Below are 16,843 nucleotides of genomic sequence, written 5' to 3'. Positions count from 1 at the left end.
CCGGTGGACGATGCGGTGGAAGCCAGTGATCAACGCGTTCGCCATCACGTTCGGTGACCGCTGGCCGGGAGCCGAGACCTACTGATCAACAACGCCGGAAACACCGATCACGGGATAGACCCCACCGTTCGGTCCGGAACGTTCACGCCAACGGCAGATCGGGTGCAACCTTCGAGGTTGATCGACAAACTCGTCACCCTGGCCCGTGATCGCACACAGATGTCCGCTCATGCCGCGACCAGTGCGCTCTCGCCTTGATCTGCGTGCTGGCCGCCAGTTGACAGGGCGGCCGGTACGAGCCACTTGGAGTTGACAGACGGACGCCGCGTCGGTGCAGACGGTGCTCTCGGTGGCGAGGGCGGCCGAACGCTGCAGTTGTTTTGCAGCCGAGCGACTGGCCGAACGGGGCAGGCCATCCTGTCCGGCCAGCTGCCGTCGGGCACTCCGCTGCGCGAAGCCACCGTCGTCGCGGACGTCACCGGGCCGGATGTTGCCGACATCCATGTCGCCCGCACCTCCGTGGAGCTGGCCGGAGTCGACGAGCCGCGAGTCGTGACGAGGCCATAGCGCCGCCCTTTACCGGTCATTCCTCCCGTAGGTGTTCCAGGCTTGTCGTCCGCCACAGGGCTGGGAGGGTCACCGCCGTTACGGCCAGTACTGCGATCGCCGCTGTTGCGGTCAGGAACAGGATCGCCGGGATGTCGACCACCATCTCGCGGTGTCCCACCGATCTCAGCAGCAGCCAGTCGAGGGCGATCCCTTCGATCACCGCGATGACCACCCCCACCGCGACCGGGATCGCCATCTGCCACAGCAGCGAGCGGGCCAGTACGCCGCGCCCGACGCCGTTGGCCATCAACGCGGCCAGGCTGCGGCGCCGTTCCCTCAGTTGCTCCCAGGCCGCGATCATCAGGCTGCCCGCGGCGAGCAGCACCACCAGGATCGACCCCACCGACAGCACGCGGGTGATCAGCGCGTAGGTGCCGTCACGTTCCGTGCCGACCGAGGAGACGATCCCGTTCCAGCCCAGCTGCCCGACCGCGTTGCGCAGCTGCTCCACCAGGTCCGGGCCGGCCGCGGGGATCGTGATGTTCGAGATCAGCCCGACGCTTGTCGCCGGGGCCAGTGCGGCCGGGGTGACGAGCAGGCCCGCCGGTCGTTCCGTTGACACCGCGCGGAACCGGTCCACCGGCACCATCCACTGTGGTGGGACGCCCGGATCGGCGCGCCGGGCGCCGTCGAACCAGGTTCGGTCGCCCGGCGCCGGGCGGTAGGCGTTCGCTTCGGGGGTGCCGACGGCGAACACGTCGCCGTCGCGGCAGTCCCCGGGTGCTCCTTCGGACCGCAGTTCGGCGCAGCTGCCGAGGATGAGCGGGATCTTCGCCCCGGCCACGTTCACCAGCGTGCCGGAGGTCGTCACCGGCACGCCACGCGCTCCGGGCAGCTCCTGGAGGGCGGCGGCGAACGCCTGGACGTCGGTGAGGCTCGACGCGAAGTTGGTCGCCAGCACGCGCACGCTCCCCGGGTCGGGCCGGTCGCTCTCGGCGCGGGCGTAAACCCCTTGCAGGGCAATCGATCCGGCCAGCACCACGGCGATGCCGCTCACCAGGCGCGCCGCGGTCGCGCTGTCCACCTGCAGTCGGCGGACGGCCAGCAGCCAAGCGGGCGAACCGCCGCGCAGCCGGCCCGCGACCCGCTCGACCAGCCACGGCAGCACCAGCGGGACGGTCATCAGGAGCAGGACCACCCCGCCGATCACCGCCGGGTCGCCGGCGTCGGCCGACACCTGCTCCCAGCGGGTCGCCAGCAGGACCACGCCCACGACCGCGGGCAGGGGCCGCCACCAGAACTTCCGCGGGGCCTGGATCCCGCGCCGCACCACGCCGAGCGGCTCGATGACGACCCGCCGCAGCGCGAACGCGGCCGCCGCGCAGGCCAGCACCGGCAGCAGCACCGCGATCGGCACGCCGAGCCGCCAGTCGGGAACGACGTCTTCGCCGAAGATGCCGCCGCGGAAGGCGGACACGGTGATCATCGGGACGAGCGCGCGCACCACCAGGAACACCGCCCCGCCCGCCACGAGCCCGGCGAGCGCGCCGAGCAGCGCCTCCCCCGCGGCGATCCGCACCACCTGGCCGCGGTCGGCGCCGACCAGGCGCAGCGCCGCGAGGCGCCGGTCCCGCGACGCCGCGGCGAGCCGGGTGCTGGCGACCACGAAGACGACGACCGGGACGAGGCAGGTCGTCGCCCCGACCACGACCAGCAGCAGCTCCAGCGCGGTCAGGTCGCGGTGTCCGGTGAGCGGCCCGCCGACGCGGTTCACCGCGACCGCGGTCGGCTGCGCGGCGGCGGTCGCGGACCCGAGGTAGAAGTACAGCTCGTTCGGGCCGGTCAGCCCGGCGTCGCCGATGGTGCCGATCACGTGCTGTGGGAACCGCCCCCGCAGCTCCTCCCCCGCCGGGGACGCCAGGAGGTCGGCGAGCGCCGGCGACAGCACCACTTCACCCGGTTTCGGCAGCTCGCCCACCCCGGGGAACGCGGGAGCGCGCGGCCCGGTCGGCTGCACGAGGACGCCCTGCAGGCCCTGGCCGTGGAACTCGTCCACCAGCCTGACGGTGTAGACCGGGTCCACTCCGGGCAGGGATGCGACGCCCACGGCCCCCATCCGCGCGGCCGCCCGGTCCTCCCGGGCGCCGAGCAGGTGCGGCACCGACGTCGCGGTCAGCAGGACGGCGACGCCGAGGCCGACCCCGGCCGCCGTGAGCGCGAGCCGCGTCAGAGCTGTGCGGGCCCCGCCGCCACCGAGCGCGAGCCGCATCCCGAGCCACAGGTCGTCGCACCAGCGCCGGATCATCGGGTCGCCTCGAGCTGGTGGGTGCGGCCGTCGCGGACGACGACCTCGCGGTCCGAGTAGGCCGCGACGCGGGGTTCGTGCGTCACCAGGACGATCGCGGCGTTCCGCTCGCGGGCCGCCGACGTCAGCAGCTGCATGACCTGTTCGCCGTTGAGCGAGTCGAGGGCACCGGTCGGTTCGTCGGCGAAGACGACCCGGGGGCCGGTCACCAGCGCGCGGGCCACGGCGACGCGCTGCCCCTGCCCGCCGGACACCTCCCCCGGCCGCTTCCCGGCGATCTCCAGCAGGCCGAGCTCGCCCAGCAGCTGCCGGCCGCGCTCCGCGGCGACGCGCCCGCGCCGGCCGTTCAGCCGCAGTGGCAGGGAGACGTTCTCCAGGCAGGTCAGCTCCGGGACGAGCTGGCCGAACTGGAAGACGAACCCGAAGTCGGTGCGGCGCAAGGCGGAGCGGGCGCGGTCGGTCAGCCCGGCCAGGTCGGCGCCCTCGTAGCGGACCACCCCGGCGTCGGGCCGGACGATCCCGGCCAGGCAGTGCAGCAGCGTCGACTTGCCGGACCCGGACGGCCCCATCAGGGCGACGACCTCCCCGGCCCGCACCCGCAGGCTCGCCGCCGCGAGCGCTTCCGTCGGGCCGTACGTCTTCCGGAGATCGGTGGCTTCGAGCAGGACGCCGGTCACGCGATCTCCTTCGCCAGCTGGTCGAGCCGGGCGGCGGTCAGTTCCAGCCAGCGGAGGTCGGCCTCCAGGTGGAACAGCGCGTGGTCGCAGATCAGCTGGTCGACGAGGTCGCCCCGGGTCTTGCGCCTGGTCAGCTCGCGCATCGCGTCGAGGTGCGCCGAGCGCTGGACGTCGAGGACCTCCGACGCGGGCCGGCCGGACAGCAGCGCGAGCACGATCTTGGTGTAGAGCGTGTTCTGCAGGTACGCGTCGGGGTTTTCCGCGGTCGCGAGCCAGCCCGCGACGTCGGCGACCCCGGCCTCGGTGATCGCGTACCGCTTCCGCTCGGGCCCGCCGTCGACCTCGACGCCGTCGGCCTCGACGAGCCCCTGTTTGAGCAGCCGCGCGAGGGTCGAATAGACCTGCCCGTAGTGAACCTGACGGTCGTGCCCGAAGCGGTCGTCGTAGGCGCGCTTCAGGTCGTAGCCGTGACGCGGGCCGCCTTCGAGGAGCCCGAGCAGAGTGAGTCCGATCGACATGCCGAGGACTATACACAGTGTGTATGCCGACCGTTTATACACCCCGTTCATAGTGATCAACGACGGCGTTCGGCGTCCTCCGGAGATCGGAAAGCGGCCACGTCGAACACCACGGTCGTCGTCACGACGGCCCGGACGCACCGCTGCGGACCGGGCACGCACGCGGTCCCGATCCGGCGCACCGAGACCGTGCGCCAGGACCACGAGCAGCCGGTCGCGCAGGCCGGCGCCGCCGCCTCGGCCGGCACCGGCGTGTCGAGCGCGAGAACCACCAGAACAGCCGGCAGCAGCGTCCTCCCCCGCACGCGGCGGCGGCGTCGCTCGCGCGTCAGCGGACCGGTGCCCGGCTCGGCGCCCTGCTCATCCCTCGTGCTCGGCCCATCGGAAACCTCCCCGTCCCCGGCTCCGCGGATCGGAGCGCCGGGCCAGGCTGCCGCGAGGACCGTGCGGATTCCTTGCGCTCACCTGCAACGCGCAGGTCAGCGGGCTACCAGGGCTCCGTCCGCCTTGACCGGCTGCTCGGCGGCCGTCCCGACGGCCGGCGCGATCAGGACGGCGCACAGCGGCACCGCCATCGCGATCGCCGCGAGGACGAACACCGGGAACAGGAACGAGAACACCTCGGTGCCCACCGGGTCCGGGGCGGCCATGTCCATCTGCATCCGCACCGCGGCCATGCCCGTGTAGTGCATGCCGGTGACGGCGACGGCCATCACGAACCCGGCGGCCACGCGCAGCACCAGGCGGTTCAGGACGATCGCGAACCAGAGCGCGGCCGTCGCGGCGACCACGGCGATGACCACCGACAGCACCACCAGCGGCGTGTCGTAGGTGAAGCCGCCCTTCACGCGCAGGGCCGACATGCCCGTGTAGTGCATGACGTTGACCGCGAGCCCGGTGATGAGGCCGCCGAGCAGCAGCCGCCAGCCGATCCGGGCCTGGCTGCCGGCCACCAGCAGCCCGACGAACACGGCCGCGACCGCCAGCAGGGCCGACAGCACGGTGCGGAAGACGTCGTAGCGCACCGGCATGCCCGGCGTGCTGAACCCGAGCATGGCGACGAAGTGCATCAGCCAGATGCCGACACCACCGATCGACACCGCCGCCAGTACCAGCCACCGGAGGCGGTGGCGCGGGTCCGCCGCGTGCCGGGCCTGCACGGCGCAGGCGAGGCCGAGCACGCAGCCGACCACCGAGGTGAGGTAGGCGAGCACGAGCAGCCAGCGTCCCAGCGCGAAGTTCTCCGCGTGGTCCATGGTCAGTCCTTCCTCCGGGGCACGGCCGGGGTCAAAGATCCTTCAAACCGTGCAACACGCGTTCCATCAGGTCGTGGCGCTCGCCCCAGGACGACGTGTCCGAAAGGGTGTCGCGGACGATGACCAGCCTGTCCTCCATCAGGTCCGCGACGAGCACGCGGACCACGCCGAGCGGCAGCACCAGCAACGCGGCGATCTCCATCAGCGACCGGGGGCGGGCGCACAGCTCCATGACCTCGGCCAGCGCACTCGACGAGTGGTAGGCCTCGGTCCGGCCGGCGGCCGTCGTCTCCACGAGCGCCTCGACGGCGATCTCGACCACCGGCGCCGTCCGGCCCTCGGTCCAGGAGTAGGGCCGCGCGAGCGACGGGGCGTGGCGCGGCTCCTCTCCGGCCGGGCCGAACGGCGGGTACTCCGTCACAGGCGGTCCTGAGCCACCGGCATCACACGCGCGGGCACGTCCACCTTCTGCCCGACCCGCTCGACCAGCATCGTCATCTCGTAACCGACGAGCCCGATGTCGCAGCCGGTCGTGGCCAGTACGACCAGGTTGGAGCCGTCGCCGACGCTCATCAGCAGCAGGAAACCCTGCTCCATCTCGATCACCGACTGCACCACCCGGCCCGCCGTGAACAGCTCCGCGGTGCCGAGCGACAGGCTGGACAGCCCCGCCGCGATGGCCGCCAGCTGGTCCGCCCGTTCGCGCGGCAGCGTCTCGTCGGCCGCGACGAGCAACCCGTCGGCGGACACCAGCACGGCGTGCGCCACCCCTGAGACGTCCTGCACGAACCCGTTGACCAGCCAGTTCAGCGTGGCCGTCCGCTCGGGTGGCGGCGGCGAGCCGGGGAACACCCCCAGGGTGCCGCTCAGCGTGCGGCTCGCGGCCTCGGCGCCGGGGGCGCGCCGCTGGTGAACCTCGGGCAGTTCCGTCATCGCGGATCCACTTCGTCCTTTCCGGATTCTTCGGCGCGTGTCGCGGTCTGCTGTCGCGCCGCGCGCATTCCCTGGTAGTGCCGGGACAGGCTGTTCCGGACGGCGGAGGCGTCCCGGAACCCGCCGCCGGGCTCTTCACGCACCCGCGGGACGACCGCGCCGGGCGCGAGCTGCGCACCGGGCCGCCGGGTCGGCAACCCGGCGTCGGTCAGCTTCGGCGCCGCCGGCGGTTCGAGAGCGTCTTCCGCGGCGTGACGCGCGTGCTCCGCCGCCGGGGTCGCCCACTCCGCGGCCGGTTTCGGCTTCGGCGTCGGCGTCACGGCCGCCGGGGGCGGCGCGGGCGTCGGCGCGGGAGCGGGGGCCGGCGGCCGTACCGGGGCGGCCGGCAGGCCGGGCAGGGGTTCGATCGGCTCGGTGAACCAGCTCGTGACGACCTGTTCGAAGATCGGCGTCGGCGCCTGCGGCGGCACCAGGACCGGCCGGGCGGACCCGTTGCGGCGCACGACCGGTTCGGCCTGCCTGCCGGCGCCGATCGGCCGGGCCAGGTCGGCGAGGATCAGCGCGCCCGGCACGTGCACGCTGGCGGTGACGCCCCGGTGCCGGCCGCTCGGGCCGGTCGGGCGCAGCCGCACCGTGACGCCGTGCAGCGAGGCGAGCCGGCCGACCACGAACAGCCCCATCCGCCGGGTCGTCTCGGGACCGACGGACCCCGCGGCGGCGAGCCGCTCGTTGACCGACGTGATCTCCTGGGGCGTCATGCCCAGGCCCTGGTCGACGACCTCGATGAGCAGGCCGCCGTCGGCGCCGCGGTCGGCGGTCAGCGCCACCTTGTGCTCCGGCGGCGAGAACCGCGTCGCGTTCTCCAGCAGCTCGGCGAGGATGTGCACCACGTCCGCGGCCGCCTCGGGCTGCACCGAGCTGCGCGGCGCGTTGCCCATCGCCACCCGCCGGTAGTCCTTGACCTCGGACGTCGCGGCCCGCAGCAGGTCGCGCGTGGGCACCGGCTCGCGGCCCTGGCGGACCGGCCGGCCACCGGCGAGCACGTGCAGGTTCTCGCCGTTGCGGCGCAGCCGGGTGGCGATGTGGTCGATCCGGAACAGCTCCTCGAGGCGGGCCGGGTTCTGCTCCCCCGACTCGAGGTCTTCGATGATCGACAGCTGCTGCTCGACCAGCGACTGGCTGCGCCGCGACAGCGTCATGAACATCTCGCTGACCTGCTTGCGTAGCTCGGCCTGCTCGACGGCGAGGCGGACGGCCTGGCGGTGCATGTCGTCGAAGGCGCGAGCCAGCTGCCCGATCTCCTCCTCGGTCTGGACCGGCACGGCCGGCACGGCGCGCCAGTCGACCTCCTTGCCGTCCCGGACCTGCCGGACGGTCTCCGGCAGCTGCTCGTGGGCGGCGTGCAGGGCCGCCGCGCGCAGCCGGCGCACCGGCCCGACGAGCGACCGCACGACCAGCAGGGCGATGGCGAGCGCGCCGAGCAGCGCGCCCAGGACCAGCGCCGTGTCGCGCAGGGCGTCGGCGCGGGCGCGGTCGGCCGCCGACGAGACGTTGTCGGCCAGCTGCGTCCCGACGTCGTTCAGCACGCCGGTCACCCCGGGGACTTCCGCGGTGATGGACGGGAGGAAGGACGACAGGGCCGCCGTCCCGGTGCTCTCGGGGTCCTGCAACGTGCCGAGCCGGTTCGCGGCGGGGCTGGTCGCGGCGGTGAACCGGGTCCGCAGGGCGCCGGTCAGCTGACGGCCGGCCTGCTCGCCGAGCACCGTCTGCTCGGCCGCGGTCAGCACGGCCGCCGGACGCAGGGTCGCGTCGTCCGGGCTGGCCTGCGCCGCCCGCACGTAGGTCTCCTCGGTCGCCAGCTCGGCCCGCAGGTGCACCAGCAGCCGGGCGGTGTCCGCGGCGACGGCGGTGTCGCTGCCGACGTCGGCCGGGACGAGCGCGGGCACGAGGTCGCCGAGCGAGGCGATGATGTCGTTGTACCCCTCGGCCTTGGTGCGCACGTCACCGTTCGCGGCGCCGGCGGCGCGGATCCCGGCGAGCTTGCCGAGCGCGGTGTTCAGCGAGCGGCCGGTGTCCGCGGGCAGCGGCGCGAAACCGGTTTCGCGCTGGATGGCGGACACTTTCGCGTCCACCGCGGCGGTCAGCGTGTTCGGCGCCCCGCCCGGTACCGCGACGGCGGCGACCATCTCCTGGCTCAGCGACGCCGTCAGGTCGATCGTGTCGTGCAGGACCGGCAGCCGGTCGCGCGCCGCGCTGAGCGTGGTGGCCCGGTCGAGCTCACCCTGGATCCGGACCACCGCCAGCGCGACGGCGACCAGGACGGGCAGCAGGAGGACGACGCTGATCTTGGTACGGACGCTCCAGTGCGCCGGCCACCACGGGGCGTCGGCCGGCCGGTGTGGCGTGGACCCTCGTTCAAGCATGGTGGAACCGCTCGATTCCCAGCCGACGCGCGGCTGACGTCGAACCCGGACAGGACGAGATCACCCCAGGGCCGATCACGCACCGTCTCGAACGATCTTGGACACCGGCACCCGAACCGGTGAAATTGCGGCTTTCCATTGACTTGGCGTGACCGAGCCGGGTTGCAGAGAACATCAACTCCGGCGCCCCTGTCAAGCCCGACACCGACATTTTCGACAGCGCGGCGCGAATTCTTTCCGACACGCCCGCACATATCACGCATCGTGTCCCGCCGACTCCGCGTTGCACACCGTACAAGCAGGTTCGCGCAGCTCCGCGCCTTGCTTAGGCTGGCTCACGATGTGCCCGAAGAGATCTTTTCCGGCGTCGGCAGAATTACCCACAACCGTTACACAGTCGCGACATCGGCACAATTTGACAAAGAGCACCGAGCATTGTTCGTTATTAATTTCCGGCACGCACCGCGAGTGCGTCGCACACTCTCGAACATCACAGCCGGTGACGCACACCACACACCCTGATTTCGGGCAAAACACTCACGGCGCGCACCCGATCAGTCGCGCAGTGTCATGCTGGTGGGACGCAGCGATCTTCGGGAGGGTCACGGATGAGCGGGACGCACCAGCAGTGGGACATCGTCACCAGCGTCGGCCTGACCGCGCTCGCGGTCGCGTCCGCGCGGGCGGTCGCGACGGATTCCGCCGGCGGCCTCGTCGACGACCCGTTCGCGGCCGAGTTCGTCCGCGCGGCGAACCCGCCCAAGCCCCTGCCGACCGGCCCGGCCGACGTGGACGGCGACGAGATGTGGAGCGCGATGGCCGCCTACATGGGCCTGCGCTCCCGCTTCTTCGACGAAGTGGTCGTCACGTCCGACGCCCCGCAGGTGGTCATCCTCGCCGCCGGCCTCGACGCCCGCGCCTACCGGCTGGACCTCGACGGCCGCGACGTCTTCGAGGTCGACCAGCCGCGGGTCCTGGCGTTCAAGCAGCAGGTGCTCGACGACGTCGGCGCGCTGCCCCACTGCCACCGCCACCCGGTCGCGGCGGACCTGCGCCACGACTGGCCGGCCGCACTGGAGCAGGCGGGCTTCGACCGCACCCGCCCGACGGTCTGGCTCGCCGAGGGACTCCTGCCGTACCTGCCCGCGCGGGCCGAGGAGGAGCTGTTCGAGGTGGTCCACGCCCGCTCCGCGCCGGGCAGCCGGTTCGGCGTCGAGCAGGTCCCGGGCGGTGACGTCGAGGGCATGAACCGGAGCATGGAGGCGATGCAGGCCGCCGAACGCCTGGGCATCAGCATGGCGGGCCTGCTCAACACCGAGCCGCGCCGCGACCCGGCGGCCTGGCTGGACGGCCAGGGCTGGCGCGTCACCACCGACATCGCCGACGCGCTCGCCACTCGCTTCCGCCGTCCCCTGCCGGTGTACCTCAACGACACGATGGCGAAAGCGGAACTCATCCGCGCCGACCTGCCGTATTCGCAGTAGCCGTCATTGACAGAAGACTGACACATTCCGCGAACTCCGAGTGACGACCCACTCGGCCATTAGCGTGATCTCTTCGGGCCGCGTAACAAATTCGGTGCCGCACCCGACCGTGCCGGAGCACGGGTGCCAAGATGACACCACGGGTCACCGCGGAACGCACGAGGTCATGCATGCCAGAGAGATTCCGGTCCAAAATCGTCGACGCCAGCGCGTTCGACAAAGGGGACACGTTTTCTTTCGAAACGCAGCCGTACCTCACCGAGCTGTTCGAAGCGGTGCGCGACCGCACCCGCCCGCTGACGATCGTGGTCGGCGCGGGCGTCTCGATGAATTCGAGCCTGCCGTCCTGGCCGTCGCTGATCGCGAAGATGACCGAAGCGATCGACGACGAGGACATCCGCAAGATCGCGCTGGCGGACCGGTCCGACCTGATGCGCAAGGCCGAGATCGTGCTGCAGCTCATCAAGGACGCGAACCGCAACATCCAGGACCACGAGGTGATCCGGGACGCGCTCTACCAGCGGGACCTGCGGGTGACCCCCGGCCTGCTGGCGCAGTCGATCGCCCGGCTGGCCTACACCCGGCGCACCGACTGCCGGCTGCTCACCACGAACTTCGACATCATCCTCGAAGAAGCGCTCCTGGCCTATTTCGCCGAAGCCGACGTCAAAGCGTTCTCGATCCGGCCCGGCGGCAAGAAGGACTGGGCCGCGTGGAACAAGAAAGCCGGCCACATCGGCGTGCTGCACCTGCACGGCCTGGTCCGGCAAGCGCGCAACCCCGAGGAACCGATCATCCTCACCGAATCCCAGTTCCTCAAGTACGGCGCGGAAGTCCGGGCGATCCTCACCGATTCGATCAAGGACTCCTGCACGATCTTCATCGGGTTGAGCATGTCCGACCCGAACCTCGTGGGCCCGCTCTACGGAAGCGCGCCCACGAATTCGCTGCGGTTCTCCCTCGTCGTGCCGCCGGCGGTGAAGAACGTCTCCCCGCCCCGCGCCGCGGCGTACGCGATCAACTCCGCTCGCTACCTCGAGCAGACGCTGGGCCTCAAACCCATCTTCCTGAAGTCGTACTCGCAGCTCAACCAGGCGATCTCCGACCTCGCACTCGCCGTCGTGGAGCCCGAGCGGTACCGGCCGGAGAACGAGGTCGAGGACTCCCTGGTCTACAACCGGCGGTTCGCCAAGGCCCTGGACGACTGCTACACGGCCGTCGGCTGCGAGCCGGACGCCGAGATCCCGGCCGGTCAGGCCGCGGAGGACCTGACCACGAAACTGCACGACGCCCTCAGCATCCCCGGTGGCCCGCTGGACGTGCTCGAAAAGCTCTCCCTCGAGTACGACGACCACGTCCTCGGCGGCAACGCGGGCGAGAACTTCGGGCTCTTCCTGTGGCTGCGCAGCCGGCTGCGGGAGAACGGCCGGCGCCGCTACACCATCAACCTCGTCGGCACCTCCGTCTACACGCACCGCGAAGAATGGTCGCTGCGGCACCACGTGACCATCGACCGGGGTTCCGACTTCGCCGCGGCCCAGGCGGTTTTCACCGGAAACCTCCAGGCGGCCAACCTCAGCCCGTCACCGATCGCGCAGATCTGGCGCGGCATTCTCGCGGCGCCCATTCTCGTTTCGGGAACCGGGAGCGAGAAAATGATCGGGCCCGACGCCGCGGACATCCTCTCGGTCGGCGCGATCACGTTGAATTCGACCTACGTCATCAAGGCCAACGGCGAAGAAGTGCCGCCCGAGCACCTGTCGCTGATCAGCAAACTGGATTCCGAGCGCTACAACCATTTGCTCGTCAGCCTCCAGCGGGCCGCGGAGCACGCCATGGACCTCGGCTGAGCGCTACTTCTTCTTGTGCGGCTTGGCCTTGATCACCGGCACCGGGCCGGGCACGGTCACGTAGACGGAACTGCCGACCTTGCGCCGCGGCGACTGGCCGATGATCGGTTCGCCCGGGCTCGACGTCGGCGAGGCTTCCGGCGCGCAGGCCGCTGCATCCGTGCTCATGGCGTCAGCACACCCTTTCGCGCCGCGTACGGGATTCCTCTGCGGGAACGATGACACAATGCCCTGGAGAAAAGCTCGAACCGCTTCCCAGGTTACGCCGACCGGGGGACGAATCCGTCCAGGCGTTCATGCGATCACCCCTCCACGGCGGTGTCACATTCCGCGCCGATGGTGCTACAGGTCGTAGTAGTGCGCGCAACCGCTCAATGCCGGAGTCGCCGGCCCCGAATCCGGCGTTACAAAAACGGCGGATAGCGGATCGCGTGGTCGTCCGGGTCGGGCTCCACCAGCACCGCGCCCGGGTCCTGCGGGTCGTAGCGGACCCGGACCTTGGTGCCGCGCGCCGGGGACTGCATGACCGGGGTGACCATCGTCGTCACCACCGTGCGCTCGCCCGTCTCCGCCGGGAAGCGGACGTGGACCGTGAAGCGCGGGTTGCCCATAGTCCAGACGTTCGTGAACTCGACGTGCGTGACCTGCCCGGTCACCAGGCGGCCGCGCTGGGCCAGGGCCTGCGCGCGGTCGTCCGCCTCCGCCGTGGTGAGGAACGTCCGCAGCAGGACCACGACCATCACCAGCGCCGCGAGCCCGGCCACGGCCGGCACCAGGTACGGCTCGTAGTAGACGACCCAGTCGACGTCCGACCAGGGCTCGGGCGTGCCTTCGAGGAACGGCAGCCGCTGCCCCACCGCCTCCGGCCGTGTCCACGACGGGATCGCCGCGCCGCTGCCCAGCGCGATGCCGAGGAACGCGGCCAGCGAGCTCGCCCGGAAGCCGACGCCCATCCGGCCCAGCGACACCCCGCCGCTCCACAGCATCGCGAAGCCGAGGGACGACGCCGCCGTGACCGAGAGGCTGAAGAACAGCACCAGGGACGCCGCCGGGCCCGCGTCGGCCCCCCACGCGCCGACGCGGTTCAGCGACATCAGCCGGAACGTGTCCAGCAGCCCGAGGGCGCCCGACCAGCCCGCGACCGCCCAGGCGAGCGTCGTGGGCACCCCGAGCAGCCACAGCCGGCGGCCGGTGCGCCGGGGGTTCTCCGGCAGGCCGAATGCGAACACACCCGCCCCCTAGACGATCGGGCCGAACACGGCGACCTTCGCCGGCTCGGCCGGGTCGACGCGGGCTTCGTGGCGGGTGCCGGGCGCGTACTGCTGGATCGTCGCCTGCGGCGCGATCAGCTGCGCGACCGTCCGGTACGGGACGCCGCCGCTGCGGGTGACCTCCAGCGTGGCGGTGTACTGGGCCTGCCCGGCGATCGTCCGGCCGGTCGGCTCCAGCGCGCGGACGACCAGGGTGGCCGGCTCGCACGTGTCGTAGAGCCGGCGCAGCTCGGTGCCGTAGGCCTGCAGCTCCTGCTGCTGGCGCAGCTGCTCCTCCATCGGCAGCGCCAGGAACGCGGCCATGTCCGGGTCGGCGTTCAGGCTCCGGAACGCCTGCGCGGCCGCCTGCGGCGTCGGCAGCTGCGGGGTGATGTCGTACCCCTGGGCGGCGGCCGCCCGCCGGAACTGCTCGGCGTGCTGCTGGAACTCCTGCGCGCCGCGGGCCGCGCCCTGCTGCGTGGCCTCGTTGACCTTGTCGCGGATCTTCTTGAACATCGGGTCCCTGCCTTTCGCTGTGCGGTGTGTGCACAGCTTCGGCGGCCCGCGCTGCTACCGAACCCAAGTTTGCCCGCCCGCGGCGGCGTCGAGGCAGGTCAGGGCCGCCCAGAAGACCGGCGAGCGGGCCGGCTCGGGCCGCTCGCGCCACCGCGCGAGCCGGGTCCGCTGCCACTCGCACAGCTCGGTGACGGGATCTTCGCCGGCGAGCGCGGTGTCCACGGCGACGACCAGCTCGGCCATCGGGTCCGCGCCGGGCACGGCGGCCGACGTCGGCAGCGCCCAGACGGTCGCGGCGACCAGCCCGGCCCCGGCCGCGACGGCGGCGAGCAGCACGCCGAACGGTTCGGCCAGGCCGAAGTCGCTCGCGCTGGCGCAGCCGATCAGCGCCACCCGCGCCGGCATGGCGTCCACTCGCGACAGTGCGAGATCGGCGGCGGTGAACGGCCGGTGGGCCCCGATCGGCGCGGCCGTGCCGGGCAGCTCGGCCGCGCAGGACAGGTGCAGGGCGGTCTGCGCGCCGTGGGCGTCGCGCACCCGGCTGACGTGCCCGACGAACACCAGCCGCGAGCACGGCCGGGCCAGCAGCTCGGCGAGCAGCCGCCGGTCGGTGTCGGTCCGCCGGACGAGATCGAGTCCTCTCTCGACGGACGGCCGCACCGGACCGGCTTCGAGCTGCGCGTCCAGGTGCCGGATCAGCGGCGAGTCCTCGTGTTGCTTGCCGAGCACGGACCCCAGCTCACCGAAGGCGCTCTGGCCCGGAATCCGCGGATCGAGCAGGTAGCCGGGCGGCCCGTCGGCGGCGGGCGGCTTCCGCGGGATCCCGGCGGGCGCGAGCAACGCGACGTCGGCGACGTCGAGGACGCGGTCGTCGCCGTCGAAACACGAGTCGACCTCGTCGATCGTTCCGCGGGTCGGCCGCCGGTCGGGCAAGGCGAGCAGGCCCCACGGAACGCCGGCGAGGCGGGGCGAGGGCTGGATCCGCAGCAGCGGCCGTCGCCCGGACGCCCGCCGGAGCCTTTCGACGAGATCGGCGGGCAGCAGGTTGAGGGCGAGCACCCGGGCCAGCCGCTGTTCCCCGGCGGCGCTGCCGAGAGCGTCGTCGGCCAGCGACCTTCGCACGGCATCGGCGACGCTCTCCCCTTCGTGCGGCGTCGGCGACGCGGCGGCGAGGAAGCCGCGGGCGGTCTCGACGAGGTGGGCGTCGATGGGATGGGCGTGGACGGTGTCGAGGTCCTCGGTGGTCCGCCAGCTGAGGAAGGTGTGCCCGGCATCGGCGAAGCGCAGGACGAAGGTCTCGCGTCCCGGCTCGGCGGCGGGCCAGGTGGCGACGGTCTCGGTGGCCTGGCGGCGCAGGTGGTACCGCTCGGCGGCGAGGTCGAGCCAGTGGTCCAGTTCCATGGGCCGGCCGGGAGACCAGCGCAGGTCGGGTGGCGGGGCGAGCCGGAGGGGCAGGGTGGCGGTGACGGCGCCGAGCGCGGCCAGGGGCAGCCGGTCGTCGGTCTCGGACCCGCTCGGAGCGGCAGTCACGTCCAGCGTCGGCAAAGTGCCGGTCAGGTCGAGGGAACGGTCCTCCGTGTACGCCCCGACCGCGCAGGAGCGCTCGATCAGCTCCGCCGTCAGCCGCGTTTCGCCCAGCTGGGCCAGGACTGTCATCAGCAGCTCCGTCGCCGGGCCCGCGACGCCGCTCGCCCACGCCGTGCGCGCCTCGGGCGCGGCGAACTCGAAGCGGTACTCCTGCGCCGCCAAGGCCACCGGCAGCAGCAGTTCCAGAGCCGCCCGCGGGTCGTCGCCGCGGGCGTGGTCGATCGTCGCCGTCACGAAGTCGGCGCGCAGGCACTCCAGCCACTCCCCCGACGCCCGCGCCGACTCCTGGGCGCGGGCCGCGTGCTCCTTCGCCGCCGGCCAGTCACCCCCGGCGGCCGCGCAGCGGGCCAGCGCCAGGTCCAGCCGGCGCGCGCCCGGGGTGTCGCCGTTGGCCGTCCACAGCTTTCCCGCGTGCTCGAACTGGTCCCTGGCCTGCGCGACGTCGCCGGCGAGCAGCAGGAGCGTGCCCAACGCGTGGCTCGCCTCGGCCACATCACCGGTCAGGCCCACCGACGCGAGCTCGTCCCGGGCCGCGACGATCGCCGCGATCGCGCCCGGGAAATCCCCGTCGAGGGCCCGGGTTTCCGCCAGCTGGACGTCGAACTTCGCCGCCGTCGGGCCGCCGTGGCGGGCGCTCAGGCGCAACAGGTCCGCCGACGCGTCCGCCTCTTCGCCGCCTGCCTGCCGGACGCGGGCGCGTTCGGCGCGCGCCATCGCCTGCAGCGACCCGACCTGCTCGCGCACCTCGTCGACGTCCGCGATGCGCGCCAGCGCCGTCAGAATGTCCTCGAGTGCGGCCCGCGCGCCGGCCGGGTCGCCCGCCGCCACCTGCACGCGCACGTCGAGGATGCGCAGCTCCAGCTCGTCGGCGCCGTGCGGGTCGAGCTGCTCGCGCGGGAACTGCCCCGGCTCGGCCGCCTTCCGGAACGCCGCCCGGCGGCGCTGGTCCGCGAGCAGCTCGCGCGCCCGCGGCAGGTCACCCTCCTCTGTGGACAGTGAGATGAGCACGCGCTCGGCGATCTCGCGCGAACCTTCGATCATCCGCAGCTCGACGTACTGTCCGAAGTGGACGATGGCCTTGGTGATCACGCCGAAGACGGTCAAGACGGCCTCGGCGCACTGCCGCGCGTTGCGCAGATCGCCGGCGGAGTAGCAGACCGTGGCCAGGTCGCTGACCGCGGCGAGGTCGAGATCGGTCCGATCGAGCCGGTGCGCGAGCTGCCGCATCCGGGCGTACTGCCGCTGCGCGCCCGCGCCGTCCCGCGCCACGGCGAGCCGCTTCGCCACACCTTGGACGTCGACGGCTTCGACGAGCAGTGCGTGGTACTCGGCCTCGGTCAGCGAGCACGCGGGAACCTCGCCGTAGTGCGCCGGATCCAGGCCGAAATGCGTGGCCACGCACCGGCAGTTGTAGCCGTGCGCACTCGACCCGGCCAGTTCGGGCGGCAGCGGCCGGTCCGGCGGGGTGAGCGGGGGCGGGAAGCCGCCGAGCACG

The 16,843-nt window shown here is 72.4% G+C and carries 15 protein-coding genes; 2 read left to right on the top strand and 13 right to left on the bottom strand.

Going from position 1 to position 16,843, the window contains the following annotated elements:
- Positions 1–78 precede the first annotated feature (78 nt).
- The 9 genes from ACLJQZ_RS40530 to ACLJQZ_RS40490 form a co-directional block, all read right to left on the bottom strand.
- Positions 79–504: a hypothetical protein gene (locus ACLJQZ_RS40530; protein ID WP_410626102.1), complete on the bottom strand. Its 426-nt coding sequence runs from the start codon at positions 502–504 to the stop codon at positions 79–81.
- Between the two features lie 79 nt (positions 505–583).
- Positions 584–2,854 carry an FtsX-like permease family protein gene (locus tag ACLJQZ_RS40525; protein WP_410626100.1) on the bottom strand — a complete coding sequence of 757 codons (2,271 nt, stop codon included), beginning with the start codon at positions 2,852–2,854 and terminating at the stop codon, positions 584–586.
- Positions 2,851–3,531, bottom strand: coding sequence for an ABC transporter ATP-binding protein (locus ACLJQZ_RS40520; protein WP_410626098.1), 681 nt, complete (start codon positions 3,529–3,531; stop codon positions 2,851–2,853). The genes ACLJQZ_RS40525 and ACLJQZ_RS40520 overlap by 4 nt, the downstream gene beginning before the upstream one ends.
- On the bottom strand, positions 3,528–4,049 hold the full coding sequence (locus tag ACLJQZ_RS40515; protein WP_410626096.1) for a PadR family transcriptional regulator: 522 nt from the start codon (positions 4,047–4,049) through the stop codon (positions 3,528–3,530). Before ACLJQZ_RS40515 ends, ACLJQZ_RS40520 begins: the two co-directional genes overlap by 4 nt.
- A gap of 56 nt (positions 4,050–4,105) precedes the next feature.
- Entirely contained in the window at positions 4,106–4,354 is a 249-nt protein-coding gene (locus ACLJQZ_RS40510; RefSeq protein WP_410626094.1) for a hypothetical protein, read from the bottom strand.
- Positions 4,355–4,528: 174 nt separating this feature from the next.
- Positions 4,529–5,305 carry an MHYT domain-containing protein gene (locus tag ACLJQZ_RS40505; RefSeq protein WP_410626092.1) on the bottom strand — a complete coding sequence of 259 codons (777 nt, stop codon included), beginning with the start codon at positions 5,303–5,305 and terminating at the stop codon, positions 4,529–4,531.
- Positions 5,306–5,336: 31 nt separating this feature from the next.
- Entirely contained in the window at positions 5,337–5,726 is a 390-nt protein-coding gene (locus ACLJQZ_RS40500) for a DUF742 domain-containing protein (RefSeq protein WP_410626090.1), read from the bottom strand.
- The gene (locus ACLJQZ_RS40495) at positions 5,723–6,229 is read right to left on the bottom strand and encodes a roadblock/LC7 domain-containing protein (protein WP_410626112.1); all 507 of its coding nucleotides are present in this window, start codon (positions 6,227–6,229) and stop codon (positions 5,723–5,725) included. Before ACLJQZ_RS40495 ends, ACLJQZ_RS40500 begins: the two co-directional genes overlap by 4 nt.
- Before the next feature lie 5 nt (positions 6,230–6,234).
- Complete coding sequence (locus tag ACLJQZ_RS40490) at positions 6,235–8,661, bottom strand: ATP-binding protein (protein WP_410626088.1); 2,427 nt, start codon at positions 8,659–8,661, stop codon at positions 6,235–6,237.
- A gap of 608 nt (positions 8,662–9,269) precedes the next feature.
- Between ACLJQZ_RS40490 and ACLJQZ_RS40485 the strand changes: the two genes are divergently transcribed.
- Positions 9,270–10,145, top strand: a complete 876-nt coding sequence (locus ACLJQZ_RS40485) for an SAM-dependent methyltransferase (RefSeq protein WP_410626086.1) — start codon at positions 9,270–9,272, stop codon at positions 10,143–10,145.
- A 170-nt stretch (positions 10,146–10,315) separates the two neighbouring features.
- Positions 10,316–11,995, top strand: a complete 1,680-nt coding sequence (locus ACLJQZ_RS40480; protein WP_410626084.1) for an SIR2 family protein — start codon at positions 10,316–10,318, stop codon at positions 11,993–11,995.
- 3 nt (positions 11,996–11,998) lie between these two features.
- On the opposite strand, the gene ACLJQZ_RS40475 is transcribed toward ACLJQZ_RS40480, so the two are convergent.
- From ACLJQZ_RS40475 to ACLJQZ_RS40460, 4 genes are all read right to left on the bottom strand, one after another.
- Entirely contained in the window at positions 11,999–12,163 is a 165-nt protein-coding gene (locus ACLJQZ_RS40475; protein WP_247049795.1) for a hypothetical protein, read from the bottom strand.
- A 236-nt stretch (positions 12,164–12,399) separates the two neighbouring features.
- Positions 12,400–13,224, bottom strand: coding sequence for a DUF3592 domain-containing protein (locus ACLJQZ_RS40470; RefSeq protein ID WP_410626082.1), 825 nt, complete (start codon positions 13,222–13,224; stop codon positions 12,400–12,402).
- A 9-nt stretch (positions 13,225–13,233) separates the two neighbouring features.
- On the bottom strand, positions 13,234–13,761 hold the full coding sequence (locus ACLJQZ_RS40465; protein WP_410626080.1) for a hypothetical protein: 528 nt from the start codon (positions 13,759–13,761) through the stop codon (positions 13,234–13,236).
- 54 nt (positions 13,762–13,815) lie between these two features.
- Entirely contained in the window at positions 13,816–16,842 is a 3,027-nt protein-coding gene (locus ACLJQZ_RS40460; protein WP_410626078.1) for a hypothetical protein, read from the bottom strand.
- Between the last annotated feature and the right edge of the window lies 1 nt (position 16,843).

Source organism: Amycolatopsis sp. cmx-8-4, from assembly GCF_046548675.1.
Lineage (GTDB): Bacteria > Actinomycetota > Actinomycetes > Mycobacteriales > Pseudonocardiaceae > Amycolatopsis.
The sequence above is the reverse complement of the archived record's forward strand: the minus strand, read 5'-3'. Positions and strand labels throughout refer to the sequence as shown.